This is a genomic window from Cohnella candidum (assembly GCF_003713065.1).
Taxonomy (GTDB): domain Bacteria; phylum Bacillota; class Bacilli; order Paenibacillales; family Paenibacillaceae; genus Cohnella; species Cohnella candidum.
Genome location: NZ_CP033433.1, coordinates 312,962 through 332,831, shown reverse-complemented (window position 1 = coordinate 332,831; position 19,870 = coordinate 312,962). Strand labels below are relative to the sequence as shown.

Genomic DNA, 19,870 nt, shown 5'->3' with positions numbered 1-19,870 from the left:
TGTCAACCGATGATGATTTTGCCTTCGGCATTGCGGTAGAGCACGCGGCCGGGCTTCGGCGCGATCGCGTACGAGAGCGTCAGCGGCCCCAGCCTGCCGATGAACATCATGAGGATGATGATGATTTTGCCGACCAGCGTCAATTCCGGCGTCAGCCCCATCGTAAGACCGACCGTGCCGAACGCCGACGTCACTTCGAACAGGATCATCAGGAATTGATGGTCTTCCGTCGTGGACAGCACCATCGTGGCGACCATGACGAGCGCCAAAGCGAACAGCGTCACGGTAAGCGCCTTGTAGACGCGTTCTTTCGCCAGACGATAATTGAACATGACGACGTCTTCCTTGCCCCGGATCATCGTGTTCACGGCCCCGATCAGCGCCGCGAAAGTCGTCGTTTTGATCCCGCCGCCCGTCGAGCCCGGAGAAGCTCCGATAAACATCAGCACGATCAGGATGAATTGGGTCGCCTGCCGGAGAGAAGCGAGATCCACCGTATTGACGCCCGCCGTACGCGGAGAGACCGATTGGAAAAACGCCGCCAAAACTTTCTCGCCGAAACTGAGAGGCCCCATCGTCAGGCTGTTCGTGTATTCGAAGATGAAGATGATGACCGCGCCGGCCGCGATCAGCAGCCCCGACATGCTGAGGGCGACTTTCGAGTGCAGCGACAGCTTTCGCTTCGTCCTGTATTCCACCAGGTCGGCCAATACGACGAAGCCGATACCGCCAAGGAAGATCAACAGAGCGGCCGTCAAGTTCATCACCGGGTCCCCAACGTACATCGTGAAGCTCCGGAAGTGCCCCATGATATCGAAACCCGCGTTGTTGAAAAAGGAGACCGCATGGAAAATACCGTAGTACAGCGCACGCCCGGGAGACATGTCAAACATGAACCGCAAGGTAAACGATACTGCTCCCGCCGCTTCGATGCATAAGGTATAGAAGAGCACCTTGCGGACGAGACGGACGATGCCTTCGATGCTGGACTGGTTGAGCGCTTCCTGCAGCACCAGCCTTTCCTTCAGCGAAATCCGCCGTTTCAGGAAAACCGCGAACAGGGTCGCCATCGTCATGAAGCCGAGGCCGCCGATCTGGATGAGCGAGAGAATCACGAGCTGGCCGAAAGTCGAATAATAAGTGCCGGTATCGACGACGACCAAGCCGGTCACGCAAGTCGCCGACGTCGCCGTGAACAGCGCGTCGATCCAACGGGTCGAGTGACCGGCGGCGGATGCGATCGGCAGCGTCAGCAGCTCGGCGCCGACAAGGATGATCAAAGCGAAGCCGAGCACGAGCAGCTTCGGCGGCGACGCGACGAGCATCCGGTAAAGTTTGCTGAACAAAGAAGTCACCTCGGGTAGATGGTCCTGAATCGTTGCTTAGCCGGTATTCCGGGCAACAAAAAAAGCATTGGAACCCCAATGCTCATAACGCGCATGCGAGTCCTGTTCCGTGCAGCCTGCGAGGTTAGCTGACGGGTTCGGGCTCGAACAGGCTGCCCTATCGTTCCGCGGCTGGCGCGGTCGAATTCACCCCGGGTAGCCGCTGGGTCGTTCCGCGGCATGGTTGGTTCCCCCGTTTTCATCCATTGAAATTCGGCTGTTTGACTATTTTATTGTAAAATATCCGGTTAACAAGCGTACTTTCGCATTATAGTCCTTCCCTCAAAACGCGACAACAGCAAATTTCGGCCAATCCGGGCAAATGCAGCGATAAAACGGAATCCGTTCCGGATGAAGAAGATGCGCGCATGCATTATCGTGCCATTATCTTCGTCTCACTTCGAAAATCGATGCTTTTTCATTGGAATTCAAGGTTTCGAATATGCTACGCTTGCTGTATGCGTTTACTTGACAGGCTTTCGTTAAAGGAGCGGTGATTTTGCGCCGAATCGGGCAAAAGTCCGCAAACCCGTTATGGGGATGGGCGGCAGGAATCGGACTCGTCGTATTTCTCTTCATTCAAGTATTCCCCCTTCTTTGGAACCGCGACGCAGGGAACGCGTTAAGCCGCGGGGCGGCCGAGCAAGCCGCCGTGAAAATAGCCGCCGAACGGTTCGGCATCGCCGGAGAACCGACGGGCTTGGATCTTACCCATCTCTCCGACAGCGACACGGTCGGCTATTTCTCGAAATACGGGCTGCTGGATGAGTATAAAAAGGAATGGTCCGACCGGCATCCGACAGACGTCTATCGGGCCGATCTTCGGTATGGAGAGGAACGATTAACGCTTTATCTTCAGATGGAAACCGGGCAACTCGTCGGGTGGCAGGACAGCCGTGCCGCCGCATCGGCCGCCGCGAACGAGGATCCGAAATCCGGGGCCGAACGCGCCTTGGCCTACGCGGCATTCTGGGGAGAAAAACCGGGGGATTGGGAATGGAACGGCGAGCCCGCGGACGTTTCCGGTACCTATACCTTTCTATCCCGTAAAGCCGGCTTGTCGGATGCCCGTCTCGCACTGAAGGTTGCGGCTCCGTCCGGCTTCAACGCCGCTTCCTCAGCCGTTCCCCCGTGGCGCGACGGCAAAGTCTCGTACGAGATCCGGATCCCGCAAAGCTTCACGGACTACATGGCCGGGCAGACGAAATTAGCCGTGAAGCTGAACGCCTTAGGCTTCGTCGTTCCCCAACTGGTTTTGCTGATCATGGCGATCATCTACTCCGCGTCCCGAAGGGAATATACGACATTCCGGCGCGGCATCGGCTTGGCCGTTGCGTTTCTGGCGATGTATACCAGTTTCTATCTGAACATGCAGCCCGCCTTCCGCGCGGGTCTGCTCCAAGAAGGGCAGAATGCGGACAGCTCGGCGATCCATGCGATCCTCATCACCAATTTCATCGTTCTCGCGGGCATGGCACTCTTTACTTACCTTTCCGCCGTGGGAGGAGACGGCCTATGGAGATCGATGGGCAAGCCGCTGTGGCCCCGTTGGCGGGAGCCGGGGTTCGGCCAAGCGGTCATGTCCGGGATGAAAACCGGGTATCCGCTCGCCTTCCTCCTGCTCGGAGTCCAGTCGGTCATTCTGGTCGGGCTGGAGAACGGAATCGGAATGTTCCAGGCTTCCGACGCCAGCCAATCTTCCTACAACATGACGTTCCCCTGGCTTCTGCTCCTTCTGGCGTGGTGTGCCGGCATCTCGGAGGAGCTGCAGAGCCGGCTGTTCGGCATCGGGCTTTTCCGAAGCTGGCTACTCGGAGGGGCAAGACGTCTGCTTGGCCGTGAGCCGTCTCCCCGCGCTTCGACCGTACTGACGGCGGTCGCCATGTTCCCTCCGGGGCTGTTCTGGGCGTTCGGGCATGTCGGCTATGCCGTCTATCCCGCCTATTCGCGATTGATCGAGTTGATCATCATGGCGTTTCTGTTCGGATGGTTCCTGCTGCGGTTCGGCTTCCTCGCCGTCCTGTTCGCGCACATCGTGCTGGATTCCGTGCTCATGGGCGTCCAGCTGGCGTTCGACGGCCTGCCGGGCGACGCTGCCGCGAGCATGATCGGCTTCATTCTGCCCGCCGCCGTCGCTTACGCGGTCTTCCGGGTGCATCGGCGTTGGAATAAGAGCGGATAATAAAAAATGGCCTTCGTTTCCCGGTTAAGGGAAGCGAAGGCCATTCTTCTTATGAAGGTGAAAACTCCGATTCCGTATCGGCAGCCGGTTTGTCGTCGTTCAGCGCGTCCAAGATCCGGCGCGCCAGCGCCTCGCCGATAGAGAGCGCGCGAAAATCCTCCACGGCGGCTTCCTTGATCGCCTTCAGCGAGCCGAAGTGGCGCAGCAGCTGTTTGCGCCGTTTCTCCCCGATGCCGGGGATCGCGTCGAGCCGCGAAGCGATCATCGATTTGGCGCGTTTCTCGCGGTGGAACGTGATCGCGAAACGGTGCACTTCGTCCTGGATCCGCTGAAGCAAGTAAAATTCCTGGCTGTCCCGCGGAAGCGGCACGATTTCGGGCGGATCCCCGACGAGGAGCTGGGCCGTGCGGTGCTTGGCGTCCTTGGCCAGCCCGCACACCGGGATGTCGAGGCCCAGTTCGTTGACGAGCACGTCCATCGCCGCCGCGATGTGCCCCCGGCCTCCGTCGACTACGATCAGGTCGGGGAAAGCCAGACCGTCCTTCAGCACCCGCTCGTACCGGCGCCGCACGACTTCGCGCATCGTTTCGTAGTCGTCCGGTCCCTGCACCGATTTTACGTTGTACTTCCGGTATTCCTTCTTGTCGGGTTTGCCGTCCGTGAAGACGACCATCGCCGACACGGGATTCGTGCCCTGGATGTTGGAGTTATCGAACGCCTCGATGCGGCTGGCGGACGGGATGCCGATCCACTCCGCCAATCCGAATGCCGCCTTCACGCTGCGCTCTTCATCCCGTTCGATGAGTTTAAACTTTTCTTCCAGGGCGACGCGCGCATTGTCGCATGCCATCGTGACGACGGACTTTTTCGTCCCCCGCTTCGGCACCGCGACCTTAATGTTCAGCCAGCGGTGCAGCGAATCGACCACTTCTTCTTCGTCGCCCTCGTCGCGGGCGGGAAGCAGCACCTCGCGCGGCAGCGCCGGGTTGTCGCTGTAATACTGCGTCACGAAGCTGAGGAAATCGTCGTAAGCCTCGCCGTAGAAGGGAAACACCGAAACGTGCCGCTGCACCATTTTGCCTTGGCGCATGTAGAGGATTTGCACGCACATCCAGCCCTTGTCCACGGCATAGCCGAAGACGTCGCGGTCCTGCGCGTCGTGCAGGTTGATCGTCTGCTTCTCCATGAGCGCTTCGATCGAAACGATTTGGTCGCGGTATTCGCGGGCCCGCTCGAACTGCAGTTCCTCCGCCGCTTCCGCCATTTTGCGCTGCAGCTCTTTTTTGATCTCGGTGTGTCCGCCATTCAGAAAACGCGTCATTTCGCCGATCATCCGCTCATACTCCGGCTTTTCGACCGGATACACGCAAGGCGCGAGGCATTGGCCCATATGATAGTACAAGCATACTTTGTCCGGCAGCGTGCGGCATTTGCGCAGCGGGTACAGGCGGTCGAGCAGCTTTTTCGTTTCCTGGGCCGCGAACGCGTTCGGGTAGGGGCCGAAATACTTGGCTTTATCCTTCACGATCCGCCGCGTCACCTCAAGTCGGGGATGCTCCTCGTTCGTGATTTTCAAATAAGGAAACGATTTATCGTCCTTGAGCAGCACGTTATATCGGGGATAATGCTGCTTGATCAGGTTGCATTCCAAAATGAGCGATTCGGTGTTGCTCGCGGTGACGATATATTCGAAATCCCGGATTTCCGAGACGAGTTTCTGCGTTTTGCCGTCGTGGCTTCCGTTGAAATAGGAGCGCACGCGGTTTTTCAGCACTTTGGCCTTGCCGACGTATATGATCGTTCCTTCGCTGTTTTTCATCAAGTAACAGCCCGGCTGGTCCGGAAGCAGCGCCAGCTTATGGCGGATATTCTCCATCGCTTTCTCCCGGTCCCGGTAAATCGTCTGATCGGTGTCCATCTGCAAGGAAGCCTCCTTCCTCAACCATGATTGCTTCGGGACCGGCAAACCGCCCGATTTTCAACCTCCATTGTAACATACGAGTAAAGCCGTGAGGCTTGGAAAAGTCACCTTTGTCGCAAACTTGTCACGGGCCGGAAGCTTTACAACAAAAAGCGAAGTTGGGTATACTAGGGGTAATGAAGTGCGACCAGGAGGCTTCCCATGGAAAACATTCGTGATCCGCGCCTGCACGTGAACGAAGAACCCCGCGACGATTTCCAAGATACCGCGGTCGGCTTCGGCGTCATGTTCGGCTTTATGTTCGTCGTGTTCGCCGCGGCGGTCATCATTAAAGCCATTATTTCTTAAAAGCGCCAAACCGAAAACGCACCCCATGCCGAGCGGCATTGGGGTGCGTTTTTTCGTTGCGCGTTTTTATTTGGCGGCTTGCTGGGATTGCCCGGCGTGACGCGAATCGGCCGAAGTCTCGTAGCGGAAACGCTCCGTCCTCTCGATCTGTACGATCCGCCCGTCATGGACGACGATTTGCACCGTTCCGTATTTCAGTCCCTCTACCGCCGCCTGTACCCTGGCCAACCACTCGTCGTTCCATTCGACCGTTTTCGCCATTTCGGGATCCCTCCTGGTCATGATTACCTATTGTTTTGTTATCTCTCGTGCCCGCTGATGCGGCTTTCGAGTATCGATTTGGCAACAAGCGTCACGACCGCCAGCAGCATCAGCAGGGACGCCACGGCGAATGCCGCCGTGAATTTGTATTCGTTGTACAGGATCTCGATGTGAAGCGGCAGCGTGTTCGTTTCGCCGCGAATATGGCCGGAAACGACCGACACGGCGCCGAATTCCCCCATCGCGCGGGCGTTGCAAAGGATCATCCCGTACAAGAGCCCCCATTTGATGTTGGGCAGCGTCACCTTGCGGAAAACCCGCCAGCCCCGAGCACCCAGACTCACCGCCGCCTCCTCGTCCTGGACGCCCTGCGCTTCCATGAGCGGAATGAGCTCTCGGGCGACGAACGGGAACGTCACGAACATCGTGGCCAGCACGATGCCGGGCGTTGCGAAGATGATATGGATATCGTGTTCCTGCAGCCACGGACCGAGCAGCCCCTGTGCCCCGAACAACAATACGTAGATCAGGCCGCTGATGACGGGCGACACCGCGAAGGGCAGATCGATCAGCGTGATGAGCAGGTTTTTGCCGCGAAACTTGAATTTCGTGATGGCCCAAGCGGCCGCGACTCCGAACAGCGAGTTGAGCGGCACCGCGATCAGCGCGGTCGTCAGCGTGAGCCGGAGCGCAGCCATCGCGTCCGGGTCTCGAAGCGCTTCCGTGTAGGAGCTCCATCCTTTGCTGAAGGCTTGCGTCAGCACGGTAGCCAGAGGCATGAGGATGATCACGGCGACGAACAGGAGCGCAAGGCCGATAAGCAAATAACGAACGGTTCTCGATTCCGTCAAATGCTTCGGCGTCGCGGCTCGCGTACGGCCGGCTTGCGGATTCGTGACGATTCCAGCCATGTCGGTTCCGCCTCCCTTAAGCCGCGTGCAGGCGACGGCCTGCCCAGCGCTGCAGCAAATTGATCAACAAGAGAAGGACGAAGGAGATCAGCAGCAGGACGACCGCGATCGCCGCCGCTTGGTTGTACTCGTACTGTTCTAGCTTCGTGATGATGAGCAGCGGCGTGATTTCCGTTCTCATCGGCATGTTGCCGGAGATGAACACGACCGAGCCGTACTCCCCGATTCCCCGGGCGAACGCAAGGGCGAAGCCCGTCATGAGCGCCGGAGTCAGCTCCGGCAGGATCACCTTGAAGAACGATCTCCACCGGTATGCCCCCAGCATGACGGCCGCTTCCTCCGTTTCGGCCGCCAAATCCTGCAGCACCGGCTGAACGGTCCGTACGACGAAGGGGACTCCGATGAAGATGAGCGCGATCGTGATGCCGAGCGGCGTGTAGGCGATTTTGAGGCCGAACGGTTCGGTCAGCCGGCCGATCCACCCGTTCGGGGCGTAAATCGTCGTCAGCGCGATGCCCGCGACGGCCGTCGGCAGCGCGAAAGGCAAATCAACAAGCCCGTCAATGATCCGTTTGCCGGGGAACCGGTACCGTACCAGCACCCAAGCGAGAAGCAGTCCGAACACCAAATTGACCAGCGCGGCGAAAAAAGAAGTCATCAAGCTGACCTTGTAGGATGCCAGCACCCTCGGCGCCATAACGGTATGCCACCATTCCGCCGGCGACAGGCCGGCCGATTTCACGACCAGCGCTGCCAGCGGAATGAGCACGATCAGGCTCAGGTACAGGGTCGTAAAACCCGTCGTGAGGCGGAAACCCGGCAGCAGCCGGTCTTTCTTGCGTGCCTGTGCCATATTCCGGTTGATCTCTCCTTGCCGGGCCTGTCGTCAGGACCCCGGCGTATAGATTTGGTCGAACACGCCTCCGTCGGCAAAATGCTTCTTTTGCGCGGCCTGCCAGCCGCCGAAATCCTTATCGATCGTCAGCAGGTTCAATTGCGGGAACTGGTCTTTGTATTTGTCGGCGACCGATTGCAAGCGCGGGCGATAGAAGTTTTTCGCGGCGATTTCCTGGCCTTGCTCGGTGTAAAGGTATTTCAGGTAAGCTTCGGCAACCTCGCGGGTGCCTTTTTTATCGACGACTTTATCGTTGATCGCGACCGGCGGTTCCGCCAGGATGCTGAGGGAAGGCGTCACGATTTCATAATCGTCGCCGAATTCCTTAAGCGCCAGGTAAGCCTCGTTCTCCCAAGCGAGCAGAACGTCTCCCAGCTTGCGCTGTACGAACGTGTTCGTCGCGTCGCGTGCGCCGGAGTCGAGAACCGGTACGTTTTTGAACAGCTTCGTCATGAACTCTTTGATTTTCGTTTCGTCGTTGTTGTACTTGCTGGCGGCGTATCCCCATGCGGCGAGGTAGTTCCAGCGCGCGCCTCCCGACGTTTTCGGGTTCGGGGTGATGACTTGGACGCCGTCCTTGATCAAATCGTCCCAATCTTCGATGCCTTTCGGATTGCCTTTGCGGACGAGGAAAACGATCGTCGAGGTGTAAGGCGTGCTGTTCTGGTCGAATTCCTTTTGCCAATCCTTGTCGATCAGACCCTTCGCGGAGATCGCGTCGATGTCGTATGCGAGCGCCAACGTCACCACGTCTGCTTCGAGGCCGTCGATGACCGCGCGGCTCTGTTTGCCCGATCCCCCGTGGGATTGCTTGATCGTAACCGTGCCGCCCGTTGTCTGCTTCCAATATTCGGCAAAGCTTTTGTTGTATTCCTCGTAAAGCTCCCTCGTCGGGTCGTAAGAGACGTTCAGCAGTTCGACCGGATCCGGCGTTTTACCCGAAGCGCTCGGCTTAGCCGACGGGCTTGCTGACGCGTCCGAGGACGCGCTGGCCGAAGCGGAAGAGCCGGAGGCGTTGTCGTTTTTGGAACCGCAGGCGGAGAGCACCACGACGAACAGCGCGACGGCCAGGAGAGTAGGAATCAATTTCCATGATTTCATTTCGAGCACCCCTCAATGAGAATTGTCGGGAAGGATTTCACGCTCGCTCTCCGGTGGTCCGGTCGATAAAGCAAGATAATTCCTACCTGTTTAGTTGGTATTGTGGCAATCATAACCGATGGCCCAGCTTATTGTCAATAAATCCAATAAGAATAATTGATAAATGATTGAATAAAAAAATAGCCGCCCGTCCGGGCGGCCGTCAAGCCTTTAACCTCTATGATTGCGTCCGCGTACATGAACGACATCCACGTATGGGCGGATCCTGTCCATTAGACGCTGGCCTTTATGAAGCTCTTCTCCTTCTTTATGGGTAAAGCTAAAATGCTTCTCCAACGCGGCCAAATCGTGGTTTGAAGTATAAAAAGTGGGTTTGCGGTTCATCCGGTAATTCAAAATCGGGCCCAGCACGTGATCCCGCACCCACGGACTTAAGTTTTCCGCTCCGATGTCGTCGAACACGAGCAAATCCGTTTCCTTCATTAACGTGATCGTTTCCTTCAGCTTTTGGGGCTCCATCATGAGCGCTTTCGCATCCTCGACGAATTCGGGCATGTATACGATGACGCCGGTGAACCCCTCCTTGGCCAACTTTTGCAGCAAATAACCGGCCAAATAGGTTTTGCCCGTGCCGAAATCCCCCATTAGAAACAGCCCGTTCTTCTGCAAGCCTTCGGATCTCGTCGTCTCCACGTAATCGAAGATTTGGTGCACGGCTAATTGCCGTACGCCGTCCTGCCGAACCATGTCCTCTTCGTCGAAACGATCGCCGAACATGGTCTCGTCGACGTAAAAGCTCGTGATCTTCCGACGGAATTCCAGTTGCTGCTCGTGCGCCGTCCATTTCGCGCAAGGCGACTTGTGATCGAACACTTGCCAGCGGCCGTTCACTTCCGAACACGTGATTCGGGTAAAATGGCCCTGCATGTCGTTCGGACACAGGTCTAAGCCCGGGCAGTCCCGGCAATTCCGCGCTTCCTTGGACATCTGGTAAAGCCGGTTTAGGTTCTGCCGCAGCACGTTCTCGCCGATTTCCGGATATCTTTCCCGCAATTTCACGACCAGCGGGTCATTCAGCACTTGGCGCGTGATTTCACGCGGATTTCCTCTTGACTCCGGTACTTGCCAGCCGCGAAGCGCTTCTCCGAGCGATTCCATGTTTCCCCTCCTCCCCTATACTACTCAACGGTCACTTTTCAGTTTTCTCGCCAACTCAAGCAGCCGTTCCTGTTCCTCCGTCGACAGCTCCTTCGCAGGCTCCTTGTCTTCCACGACGGGCATCGACGGCTTCCGCTTAGGCTGCGTTTTGCTTCTGTTTCCATAGGAGGAGCTGCTTGTCTCTTCCCCGCGGCGCCGGCGCTCGAGCGTGGCGTTGAGTTTCTCCTGCTCTTGTATATAAGCGGCGGCAAGCTCGTAGGAATGGATACCTTTGGCCAGCATGTTGGACGCGATGGAGTCGATGAACGCGTGGGTTAACCGTTGGGTATGCTTCATCCCGAACACGTAATGGATCAAAACATTGATCACCGGCTCGGGCAGCTTGTAATTCAAGTCGATTCGCTCGAAAATCCGCACGAACGAATCCGGCACCGCGCCCGGGAAATGTCTCTCGAGCATTCGGGTGTAAGGCTCCCTCCGGAGCATGTCATTGTAGCTTTCCTTCGACAACATATCACCAAATCGCGATGGCACGTCCAGCAATTGAGCAGTCGATTGCAAGGAAACCGCAGTCTGCCCGCCCTCGTCGGAAAGCTCAAGACGGCTTTCGCCCCTTGCGAGGAACCTCTCTCTTTCTTCATCTCGTTTGCGGTCCTGACGATAGATCGAGTGGGCACGGCGGTTCAGTTCTTCCCATTTGAGGGTTCCGTCCGAAGCGAATATGCCGTCCTCGTCCAACAGCCGGCAAATTTCCGGTACTTCGAGATCATATTTATACGCCAGAAAATTCAACTGGGCCATCGACTCCGGCGCCCGGCCCAAGCGTTCCACCAGTATCCGGTTGACGGAACCGCGCGGGAAACGCAGCAGCATGTCGGCGTGCCGGATCCGGTCCGGCGCTTTGGCCGGTTCGCGGGCCGTCGCGCTTTCGGTCCATCCCGACTCCAGCTCGGGGTCGACGGGGCCCGTCCCGATGCGGAACAGCTCGTAGAACGGAACGGTGATTTCCTCCCGGTTCACGAAGCGGGCAAGTTCGGCCGGGGGCGTCGGCAGCAGATTTTGGCGAAGCTCCAGCAAAGCGGGTTTGCCGATCTTATCGCGAAGCAGCAAGGTCAGATGCAAGTTCGAAAAAAATTCCGCAGCCGGCAATGGACGCAGCAGCGAATATTCATAGACGGTTTCTTCCGTCAGCGGATTGTCATGCCTGAACACTTGAAGCAGTCCCACTGCTTCCAACTTGGACGAAGCCTCAATGAGCGTTTTCCGTCCGGCAGCGTTCGGTTCCAAGCCGAGTCCGAGAAACATCTTTCTCTGCGGCTCCAGCCCGCCGTACCCCGTCTCGTCATCGCTCACGGAATGGTAGAGAAAATGATAGAGACCGGCCGCGAATGCGCCGATCATCGGTTGGTAAAATAATACGAATTGCTTCCGGTCTAGCCCTCCGAGCGAGAATTGTCGCCCGGTGAAGTACCGATGGTTTTCGGTAAATTCGAGGATATTCGATACGCGCATGGGGAAATCGACAACCCTTTTCCCTGAGATAGTCTCTCTATTGTAGCATACTTAGCGGTAAATTTATCGAATACCTATACTTCCATCGTTTGTAATCTCTCGCTATGTTCCGATTCAAGAATCGTGCTCATTGGCATGGAGATCTTGCTTCTGCCATCTTCCCATTTTCGCAAAACAAAAGGGCAAAGGTAGGCAATCGCGATCGATAAAATGATCCCAGCGAATACATCAACCGCATAATGAATTCGAAGATATATTGTTGAGCAAATAATCAATACTGTTAAGGGACCATAAACCCACGTCCAAATCCGATATCTTCTCCAAACTTGAATGAGCATCACGACTGAAATTCCCGTATGTAAGCTGGGGAAAACATCCGCTGCAGGCTGAATCAGCTTGCCTTCGGTCATCATCGCGGTTAACCCGCCGATGGGAGTGGAAAAATCATAAACGTATAAGGGACCGATTCCTGGAACAATTAAATAAATTAAATAACCGATATAATAAGTCATAAGAGCGAAGCAAACATACTCGACAACGGCCTTTTTACCTTTTATGTACATCAACATAACGGTTCCATAGACCATGGGAAACCACAATAAGTAAACTGTGCTCAATATATAAGTCAAGAACGGAGTTGTAATGGGCTCAAGCCACTCAGCAGGTTGTTTACCTCCAAACAACCACGCATCCCATTGGAGAAGCCTAACGTCCAGTAAAGGTAAGTTTCGCTCCTCGATGAAGTAAATCACGGACTCAAAACAAAAAAGCATGACCATGAACGCTCCCATCATACGAAACAGGAACGAACCGAATTCTTTGATGGGGCCGGCGGTGAGAAAACGAGTCACGATTCCGAGCAAAATGAGCAACAAAAAAAACAATTTTGTGATCGGACTGCCTTCTTCCCATATATGGGCGATGGAATATCCGATTCCCCATCCCGATAAGCCCGTTTGATAAAGGACAATCAAAAACATAACCATTAGGATACATAGCCACTCATGAAATTCAAGAGTGAAGAGGACAGCTTTTAATCTTCTCATAGGGTCTCCTTATCCGGCGAGATCGGGTGATTCACCAGAGTGGACTCCACCGAAATGGCAGCCTCCTGTCCCGCGATATTCCAGTTTTCCATGGCATACTTCAATTTCGCGAGCTCTTGGGCAATCATTTTATTCCGTTTATAAAGTTTCGAAGTTTCCATCATCAATCCATAAACAATGGCGAACAAGATAAAGATGGCAAACAGGAATAACATATTGACTGGTTCGATGATCCCGAAGAAATGGGCAAGAAACTTCCACACTCCCGGAAAAAACACGAAAACGATCAAAGTGATGCCTAAGAGAATCCACAGCAACGCATGCCGTAATTCCAATATATTTTTACGAATGGAATTGACGATATAAAGATTGCTCGCAGCTAATATAATCAAAATAAATATTTGAAGCTTTAAGTGGCCCATCGAGGTTACCCCCCCTGAACATACCGTTTTTCCGCATGTTCCCTCTTAAGCAAATCGATTAAGATAGCCAGTGTAACTTTGACCATGTAGTAAACCGTTTTAACCCCGCGAATCGACGATTTCCCTCCGGACCTGTCCCTCATTCTCACTGGAACTTCCTTGATTCGATATTGAAGCCTGTTAAGAGAAACAATCGATTCTGGTTCAGGATAATCAGTGGGGTAGGAGACTGCAAAATATGCTGCTACTTCTCGACTCACGGCGCGAAAACCCGAAGTAGGGTCCGACACCGATATCCCAGTCAGCATTCGAATCAACACGGTATAAAAACGAATGCCTCCCCTTCTCCAAAATGACGATTGGTAACCCTGCTTCTCCATAAAACGAGATCCAATGACAATATCGGCTTCTCCGGTTAAAACAGGCGCAACCAGAGCCTTCAAGTATTCAGGGTCATGTTGACCGTCGCCGTCCATTTGGATGATTACGTCATAGCCCATGCTAACCCCATGTTGATAACCGGTTTGAACAGCTCCCCCGATTCCGAGATTGCAGGGCAAATCGAGCACTTTCGTACGTTCCTTTCTGCAAACGGCTGAGGTCTCGTCCATAGATCCGTCATTGATGACTACTACGTCGAAATCCTTCATCTTGGTACGTAGTTCCTTTAGCAATTTTCCAATATTCGCAGCTTCGTTAAAGGCGGGTATGATAATCAGCTTTTTCATTTGGTATCCCCTAAAATGTGGATTAAGAAGCGCTGTTTCCATACTCTCGCGTCAAATATTCCGTTTTGACAAAACAGGTGTCACATGATTTGCCGTGATTGCGGCATAGATTACCTTCGACTTCCCAGCAATTCACCTCGGGTACGTGATAGGCTGGGCACTTTTCACATATGCTCTCGGGCGTACAGCACATTTCCCAACAAGTTCCTAACGAGCGTCCCCTGACTTCCGGCGATTTTTGTTTCTCCCTAAACCACTGAATGAAAGCCGTGACGACTTGCGGATCGAGTTGTGTCCCCGCTGCCGCCGTTAATGTGTGAAGAGCTTGATCGAACCGTAAAGGATCACGGGATTTACGGCCGTTAATCTTGGCGAGGAATGTTTGGACCACTGCTATGATCCGGGCACCCAAAGGGATTTCTTCTCCTTTAAGTCCCTTCGGATAACCGAAGCCGTCCATACGTTCATGATGGTGCATAATATACTCGGCAACGCGGGGATTACCAATGGTGACGCCCACCATTAGGGCTCCTACTTCAGCATGTAACTTCATCTTTTCAAACTCGATCTCCGTATATTTGCCCTCTTTTTGATAAAGGTCGTTGGAGATGCCGATAACGCCGATATGGCTGAGGTAAGCAGCCAAACCTACGTCTCGAATTTCATCTTCCTCCATTCCGAGCTGTTGGGCGATAACAACGGAATACCGGTTCATTTGCTCCGAATATCCTACTGTATACGGACTAGAGTCATCCAGCATCCGCGCGAGGGAGTGAAACAATTGGATATGTGCCGAAGAAAGCTGACGAAGCGGCTCTTGACTTTCAAGGACAGTGGTCATGCTTTTGATGACCGTGATCAATTGATCGATGCCGAAGCGGACTAACTGTTCCTTGTTCATTTTCTCCTCGTAGCCCACCAAAAGCATTGCGGTTCCAATCGATGTTTGCAACTGAACTCCGACAACCGATTGGACCTCATTCTCGGTAAATTCGGATGGAAGTTGAATAAAATCGGGTTCACCTCTTGAAACGACAATTGCTTCTTGCCCTCTTGGCAATGCGAACCCATTGTAAGAAAGCACAGACTGAAGCTTTATGGCGGCATTGGCGGAGAGCCCAGCGGTCTGTACTTGCCGGAACCCCAGTTTTTCCAGCAAGAAAACGGCGGATCTTCCACTGGTCGCTCTCAGGAAGGTTTCAAGCATGATCGAAACGGTCGTTTTATGATCGGACGTCACATCTGAAATCGTTTTTAGTGCCTGTACGGAATGGTGGCTGATTTCCGCCTGCATTTTAAGCATTTCCGATTCCATGAGCATGTCCACTAGCTTTTCGAGGTAAGTCGCAAAAGCGGAGAGCCCTCTTTTGGCCTTCGCCGAAGCTGATCGGAGTGGCGCGATACGTATTACGCCCGTACCGCTTTTTAGGGGAATAGAAAGTAATGGAACCTCCCCTTCCTTTACGATTCCTGTCCTGCGTGGTAATGCATCCAGCGGCAGGGTTACGGGAGGTTGATAGGATTCCTTCTGGTATCCCGTCAACCCGCTGTAAGACGGTTTGACCTTTCCAAAATCAACGGATTGATGGCGAACCGCTTTCAGGACGTAACATCCGTTTTTGGCGTCCTTCACATAGAATGTATACGTTCTGGCAAGAACAAACTCAGACGCCATTTCAAGAAATATCGTCAAGTTTTTCTCTAAACCCTTGGATACATCCAGGTTACCCAGTAATTCTGTGACTTTTTGAAGATCTTTTCGGTACTGTTTTCCGCGTGTCATTCCTATCCAAAATCCCGCCAGGCATAACACGCAAACCACGATAAACAGCAATACCGCGAGTGTAAAATGTTCCATAAAATACTGCCGAAGTTGGAGCGCCCATTGCTCCCCACGATCGATGAACCGGCTAATGTTCACACTCATCCCTCCTTTGCGCCTCTTGCAATGTTCATGACGCAGCGTACATGTAGTAATCCAATTCGCTAAGCACTTTCCAAACGTTTCTCGTGCTTAACCAGACGAATAAAATTCCTCCTGCAACCAATCCAAACACTGCATACGTATACCCCGGGTTATTGCCGATATCGTGACCAAAGCCGAAGTGCGCCCATCGCGTCGCCAAGAACCCGACGATCATGTTAACTCCGAAAGCAGGTATGATTGCCTTCGCTACCAATGCTGGTTGAGAGAGAGAGAATAATATTACGGCATTCAGCAGAGCCGACGCGATAAGCACGTATCCCGTCAGTCCCCATAGAAATACGAAATGCGTGGTAGGATTCGTGAACAAAGTTAAGCCGATCGATTGCGGATGGTGAACGAAAAATGCTTTAGCTGTCATGTATAATAATAATGCGCTAACGACTGAAATTGCTGCCATCCAGGCGGACATTTTGAGATACATTCGGAGAAAACGTTGATTCATTGCCTTTGTTTCTGTACCCATATAACCTTTTTGGCTCGCATAAATATCTTTGATGAGCTTGGACACGACGACCTCACTGATTCCCATCGGAACGATTAGAACCAACAGCGCGAAATCAAGCCCGATTTCATAGGGACCGCGAAACCATACGATATACGGGATAAAACTGTCCGGAGTAGACCAAGAGAACACGCGGTCTACGAAAAGAAAAGAGAAATATATGAATCCATAAATAAAATAGGGCATTGTCGAAAATAAAGTAATTGAAATTCTAGGCATCTGAGGGGCGATGCCTTTTTCCATTTTCCGTTCGGCATCACTAAAATATTTAGCAACGAGCATAAGACTCAAGAAAGAAACCACAAGCAAAGCGATAAGCTGGGAAACGATAATTGACATTTTAAATACGTCAAAAAACAACCAGACCAGAAATATGCCCAAAACGATCAAGCAGGTAAAAACCAATTCTTTGCGCAAAATATAGTAAACCGTTACCGATAGCCATATTGTGTTCAGAAAAAAGAAGTATAATATCGCGATCGATATCATTGCATAAGGAAATAAATTAAATACGACATTCACGCCATATAGAAGCAAACAGACTCCGATACAGACGAGGAAGCCTAATCTGATAAAATAAAAAGTCATTTTTCGGGCCATATTGTAATAGCCCAACATGATATAGAAAAAACCCCTCCGCGCGATGGCTTGAGTAAATCCACCGACAATGATAAAGCTGGCGATCGTTCCGATGCCGATTGCGGTTGCGGTGGCAACTGAGAGATTTTCGTACGACCATAACGAAAATTTTAAGGTAAGCATCGAAAGAACAGAAACGGCCATCGGCAGAGCAAAGATCATTCCCCGGAAAAATTGTTGAATGATTTCAAAGATCAATCGGCCTAATTTTTGTTTCTCTATGGGTGCAAATGGAGTGAACAATATACTTTGCTGCATTTTATCCCATATCAGCGATGCCAATTCGAAGACATCTTGGACGCCGAATGCCATCCTCGCCCTTTCATCATTCCAACCGAACGACTCTAAGATAGCCGTCACTTCATAACGATCTTCCGGCTGCAAATGACGAGCACGAATTTCCTCAATTAACTCGTCCAACCATTTTTCCTGTTCGAATCCGTCAGCTGATTTCGTTTCAGCAACTACCATCTGCGCTTACTCCTCGCCCAGCCCCGGGATGCGCATCGAGACGATTAAGTCTGCCAGTTTGCCCTCGCGATCCGCTAGTTCTATATGTTCTTCTGAAATCACTTCATTCTTTCGGACCAGGATGCGTCCGTCATGTCCAGATAAATCCTGTCCGGCGATTTTGCCGACGATGTACTTATACTTAATTTGCCGAATATCTTCTGCCAATGCGGCGCTTTCCTCGCTTAAAACCGTCGAAGGCAAATCGTCGTCGATAACAGGCTGCGGCGAAGGCGGGATAGCCATAACTGGAGTAGCAATGGCTTCAGCGATCACGGACTTGCTTAGCGGTTGTTTTACCGTTTCCATGTCTGCTGCCACATACGCATATTGGTTATCCGAGTATGCGGAAGGAACCACGTAACGTTCGATGTCTCCCCAGAAACCTCTCCCTCTTCTGATTGGTCTGGACACCATATTTCCTCGCCTCCCTCCTATGCGGACTCATGGCGTTTATCTCTGAACAGCCACTTGCGCATATTCTCCAATTCAATAAGGGCTAATTCCCGATTGCCCAGTCTGTTATATGCTTCGGCGATTTCCGAATATAGAACGGGCACCGAAGGTGATGCAGGGTTTGCCCGTATGGCCAGTCGAAACTGTTCAATAGCCTCGCGATCAAGCTGCACGGATATTAAGGCGTATGCACGGTTTGCATAAAGTCGCTGAGTGACAGCAGGCGATGGGACATGCTTCTGCGGAATCGGCACAGCTTTTTTTTCCGCCTGGCGCTCCGAGTCGATACCTAAGGAGAGCATAATATAGCTCTTCAAATAAGACTCCAGCACTTTATCCAGCGTGAAATAACTTAAAGCCCTTTGTCTAGCGTCCCGTCCCATCTCCAAACGAAGATCCGGATCTTGTATAAGGCGGATGATTCCTTTTGCCATCTCCTTCGGATTGCAAGGAGGGACTAGGATTCCCGCGTCGCCCAATGCCTCCCCGACGCCTCCGACGTCTGTTGCGATGACTGGACGGGAGACCATCATTGCTTCGACCACGGAATATGGAAATGCTTCTGAAGTGCTGGATAGGGCGATCACATCTGCAGAAGCATAAGCAGCTGTCATATTGTCCGTATGTCCAGCAAAGAGGAAAGTTTCCTCCAAACCGAGCCGTTTCAAGAGCTCCAAGCACTCTTCATAATATTCGGGCACAGCTATTGAGCCATAGACTATAAAGCGTACATCCGGCACCGTCTCCCGTACGACTGAAGCCGAGCGGATTAAGCTGATGATATCTTTATTCGGATCAATCCTTGCGATAGTGACAACAGTCGGATGTGAATTACGAGGCGGAGCCTCCTCCGTAAACACCAGCTTATCTACTCCGTTGTGAATAACTTTCAGACGATGGTCTGGAACTCCGAAAGTTTTTTCCCACCGCGTGTTATACTCACACACTGGGGAAACCTGGTCAGCCATCGTATAGTTCATGCTGGTGATGCTATGGATAAAACGGACCAAGATCGTGTTCAAGAAGGATGAATATTCCCTTTTTGATAAAGATAAATATTGTTCCCTCAAATAAACACCATGCTCGGTAAGAAGATATGGCGTTTTGTCCTTCATTTTGGCGATGACGCAAGGAATTCCGCAAAAAGCAGCTGCCGTAGCATGCGTGACTTCGACTTTCGGAATCGGCGTATTGATGATATTTAAAAATCGATATATCCACCCGAGACTTTGGGTCAAACCGTACACATCAGGTTGCGCCAAGTGATTTCGAGGATCTGCCGAATAATTGAGAATGAAAGCCTTATACTCATCCCAAACCGCTTTAGATTTAAATGTGTTTTTATATTCGTACTCTTGGAAGTACAAATACATATCCAGCAGAGTTGCCGAGAAACGAAGCGGATTCTTGTCCGGCCGAACGATCTCTTGAATTAATTGAATGAACAGTGGAATGAAGTGTGCTTTAACCGTTTCCTCATTCGTTCTTCGTTTTGCTGCGTATACTTGAGCAAAAGGAACCGTTAAATGCTCGCTCGGCTCTTCGGTGCCCCAAAGGGGCATTCGGATCAAGCCGCTGCTTTTAGGAAGTTTATACTTCTGCGTAACAAAAGGATCCGTAAGCACGCTATATATCATGAAATCAACGGAAGGAAGCTTTTTCACCAGCGTGTCGCACCAAGTACTGACCCCGCCTTGATGGAAAGGATAGGTGCCTTCTGTAGTCAGCAAAACTCGTATATTGTTCCGCACCATTATCACCTTCGCTTCCGTGAGTTTCCAAGCAAACTATTTTTGTATGATATAATAGTTCAGCAAAAATGTTACGAACAAGGTAGGATGAAACGCATGAGCTTCCGATTTTGGCCATGGAGACGTCAGACGTTCCCACGAAAACTGCCGCTTAA

17 protein-coding genes and 1 riboswitch are annotated in these 19,870 nt (G+C 52.6%); of the genes, 2 read left to right on the top strand and 15 right to left on the bottom strand.

Going from position 1 to position 19,870, the window contains the following annotated elements:
• Nucleotides 1-2: 2 nt before the first annotated feature.
• Nucleotides 3-1,325 carry a TrkH family potassium uptake protein gene (locus EAV92_RS01615; protein ID WP_123043506.1) on the bottom strand — a complete coding sequence of 441 codons (1,323 nt, stop codon included), beginning with the start codon at nucleotides 1,323-1,325 and terminating at the stop codon, nucleotides 3-5.
• Between the two features lie 119 nt (nucleotides 1,326-1,444).
• Nucleotides 1,445-1,614: riboswitch (cyclic di-AMP (ydaO/yuaA leader) on the bottom strand.
• 270 nt (nucleotides 1,615-1,884) lie between these two features.
• Between EAV92_RS01615 and EAV92_RS01610 the strand changes: the two genes are divergently transcribed.
• A complete protein-coding gene (locus EAV92_RS01610; RefSeq protein WP_123039462.1) occupies nucleotides 1,885-3,567 on the top strand; it encodes a CPBP family glutamic-type intramembrane protease in 1,683 nt (560 codons plus the stop codon).
• 49 nt (nucleotides 3,568-3,616) lie between these two features.
• Here the strand turns inward: EAV92_RS01610 and uvrC are convergent, their stop codons facing one another.
• Nucleotides 3,617-5,485 (bottom strand): excinuclease ABC subunit UvrC, encoded by a 1,869-nt coding sequence (uvrC, locus tag EAV92_RS01605; RefSeq protein WP_123039461.1) that lies wholly within the window; start codon nucleotides 5,483-5,485, stop codon nucleotides 3,617-3,619.
• 204 nt (nucleotides 5,486-5,689) lie between these two features.
• Here uvrC and EAV92_RS01600 point away from each other — a divergent pair, with 204 nt between their 5' ends.
• On the top strand, nucleotides 5,690-5,836 hold the full coding sequence (locus tag EAV92_RS01600; RefSeq protein ID WP_123039460.1) for a YqzM family protein: 147 nt from the start codon (nucleotides 5,690-5,692) through the stop codon (nucleotides 5,834-5,836).
• Between the two features lie 66 nt (nucleotides 5,837-5,902).
• On the opposite strand, the gene EAV92_RS01595 is transcribed toward EAV92_RS01600, so the two are convergent.
• From EAV92_RS01595 to pelF, 13 genes are all read right to left on the bottom strand, one after another.
• Entirely contained in the window at nucleotides 5,903-6,097 is a 195-nt protein-coding gene (locus EAV92_RS01595; protein WP_123039459.1) for a YezD family protein, read from the bottom strand.
• A gap of 38 nt (nucleotides 6,098-6,135) precedes the next feature.
• Nucleotides 6,136-7,008 (bottom strand): sulfate ABC transporter permease subunit CysW, encoded by an 873-nt coding sequence (cysW, locus tag EAV92_RS01590; protein WP_123039458.1) that lies wholly within the window; start codon nucleotides 7,006-7,008, stop codon nucleotides 6,136-6,138.
• 16 nt (nucleotides 7,009-7,024) lie between these two features.
• Nucleotides 7,025-7,861: a sulfate ABC transporter permease subunit CysT gene (gene cysT, locus EAV92_RS01585; protein WP_123039457.1), complete on the bottom strand. Its 837-nt coding sequence runs from the start codon at nucleotides 7,859-7,861 to the stop codon at nucleotides 7,025-7,027.
• 33 nt (nucleotides 7,862-7,894) lie between these two features.
• Nucleotides 7,895-9,004: a sulfate ABC transporter substrate-binding protein gene (locus EAV92_RS01580; RefSeq protein ID WP_123039456.1), complete on the bottom strand. Its 1,110-nt coding sequence runs from the start codon at nucleotides 9,002-9,004 to the stop codon at nucleotides 7,895-7,897.
• Between the two features lie 210 nt (nucleotides 9,005-9,214).
• Nucleotides 9,215-10,162, bottom strand: a complete 948-nt coding sequence (locus EAV92_RS01575) for an ATP-binding protein (protein ID WP_123039455.1) — start codon at nucleotides 10,160-10,162, stop codon at nucleotides 9,215-9,217.
• Between the two features lie 24 nt (nucleotides 10,163-10,186).
• Nucleotides 10,187-11,674, bottom strand: coding sequence for a DnaD domain protein (locus tag EAV92_RS01570; RefSeq protein ID WP_123039454.1), 1,488 nt, complete (start codon nucleotides 11,672-11,674; stop codon nucleotides 10,187-10,189).
• A gap of 74 nt (nucleotides 11,675-11,748) precedes the next feature.
• A complete protein-coding gene (locus EAV92_RS01565) occupies nucleotides 11,749-12,720 on the bottom strand; it encodes a phosphatase PAP2 family protein (protein ID WP_123039453.1) in 972 nt (323 codons plus the stop codon).
• Nucleotides 12,717-13,142, bottom strand: coding sequence for a DUF2304 domain-containing protein (locus EAV92_RS01560; protein ID WP_123039452.1), 426 nt, complete (start codon nucleotides 13,140-13,142; stop codon nucleotides 12,717-12,719). Before EAV92_RS01560 ends, EAV92_RS01565 begins: the two co-directional genes overlap by 4 nt.
• 5 nt (nucleotides 13,143-13,147) lie before the next feature.
• Entirely contained in the window at nucleotides 13,148-13,870 is a 723-nt protein-coding gene (locus EAV92_RS01555; RefSeq protein WP_123039451.1) for a glycosyltransferase family 2 protein, read from the bottom strand.
• A 22-nt stretch (nucleotides 13,871-13,892) separates the two neighbouring features.
• The gene (locus EAV92_RS01550) at nucleotides 13,893-15,791 is read right to left on the bottom strand and encodes an HD-GYP domain-containing protein (RefSeq protein WP_164472596.1); all 1,899 of its coding nucleotides are present in this window, start codon (nucleotides 15,789-15,791) and stop codon (nucleotides 13,893-13,895) included.
• 31 nt (nucleotides 15,792-15,822) lie between these two features.
• Nucleotides 15,823-17,469, bottom strand: coding sequence for a hypothetical protein (locus EAV92_RS01545; protein ID WP_123039449.1), 1,647 nt, complete (start codon nucleotides 17,467-17,469; stop codon nucleotides 15,823-15,825).
• A gap of 6 nt (nucleotides 17,470-17,475) precedes the next feature.
• A complete protein-coding gene (locus tag EAV92_RS01540) occupies nucleotides 17,476-17,925 on the bottom strand; it encodes a hypothetical protein (protein WP_123039448.1) in 450 nt (149 codons plus the stop codon).
• Nucleotides 17,926-17,942: 17 nt separating this feature from the next.
• A complete protein-coding gene (gene pelF, locus EAV92_RS01535) occupies nucleotides 17,943-19,718 on the bottom strand; it encodes a GT4 family glycosyltransferase PelF (RefSeq protein WP_123039447.1) in 1,776 nt (591 codons plus the stop codon).
• Between the last annotated feature and the right edge of the window lie 152 nt (nucleotides 19,719-19,870).

Coding starts and splice junctions, on each gene's coding strand:
- EAV92_RS01615 (WP_123043506.1), bottom strand. CDS start 1,325: ATGCTCGTCGCGTCGCCGCCGAAGCTGCTCGTGCTCGGCTTCGCTTTG.
- uvrC (WP_123039461.1), bottom strand. CDS start 5,485: ATGGACACCGATCAGACGATTTACCGGGACCGGGAGAAAGCGATGGAG.
- EAV92_RS01600 (WP_123039460.1), top strand. CDS start 5,690: ATGGAAAACATTCGTGATCCGCGCCTGCACGTGAACGAAGAACCCCGC.
- EAV92_RS01595 (WP_123039459.1), bottom strand. CDS start 6,097: ATGGCGAAAACGGTCGAATGGAACGACGAGTGGTTGGCCAGGGTACAG.
- cysW (WP_123039458.1), bottom strand. CDS start 7,008: ATGGCTGGAATCGTCACGAATCCGCAAGCCGGCCGTACGCGAGCCGCG.
- cysT (WP_123039457.1), bottom strand. CDS start 7,861: ATGGCACAGGCACGCAAGAAAGACCGGCTGCTGCCGGGTTTCCGCCTC.
- EAV92_RS01580 (WP_123039456.1), bottom strand. CDS start 9,004: ATGAAATCATGGAAATTGATTCCTACTCTCCTGGCCGTCGCGCTGTTC.
- EAV92_RS01575 (WP_123039455.1), bottom strand. CDS start 10,162: ATGGAATCGCTCGGAGAAGCGCTTCGCGGCTGGCAAGTACCGGAGTCA.
- EAV92_RS01570 (WP_123039454.1), bottom strand. CDS start 11,674: ATGCGCGTATCGAATATCCTCGAATTTACCGAAAACCATCGGTACTTC.
- EAV92_RS01565 (WP_123039453.1), bottom strand. CDS start 12,720: ATGAGAAGATTAAAAGCTGTCCTCTTCACTCTTGAATTTCATGAGTGG.
- EAV92_RS01560 (WP_123039452.1), bottom strand. CDS start 13,142: ATGGGCCACTTAAAGCTTCAAATATTTATTTTGATTATATTAGCTGCG.
- EAV92_RS01555 (WP_123039451.1), bottom strand. CDS start 13,870: ATGAAAAAGCTGATTATCATACCCGCCTTTAACGAAGCTGCGAATATT.
- EAV92_RS01545 (WP_123039449.1), bottom strand. CDS start 17,469: ATGGTAGTTGCTGAAACGAAATCAGCTGACGGATTCGAACAGGAAAAA.
- EAV92_RS01540 (WP_123039448.1), bottom strand. CDS start 17,925: ATGGTGTCCAGACCAATCAGAAGAGGGAGAGGTTTCTGGGGAGACATC.
- pelF (WP_123039447.1), bottom strand. CDS start 19,718: ATGGTGCGGAACAATATACGAGTTTTGCTGACTACAGAAGGCACCTAT.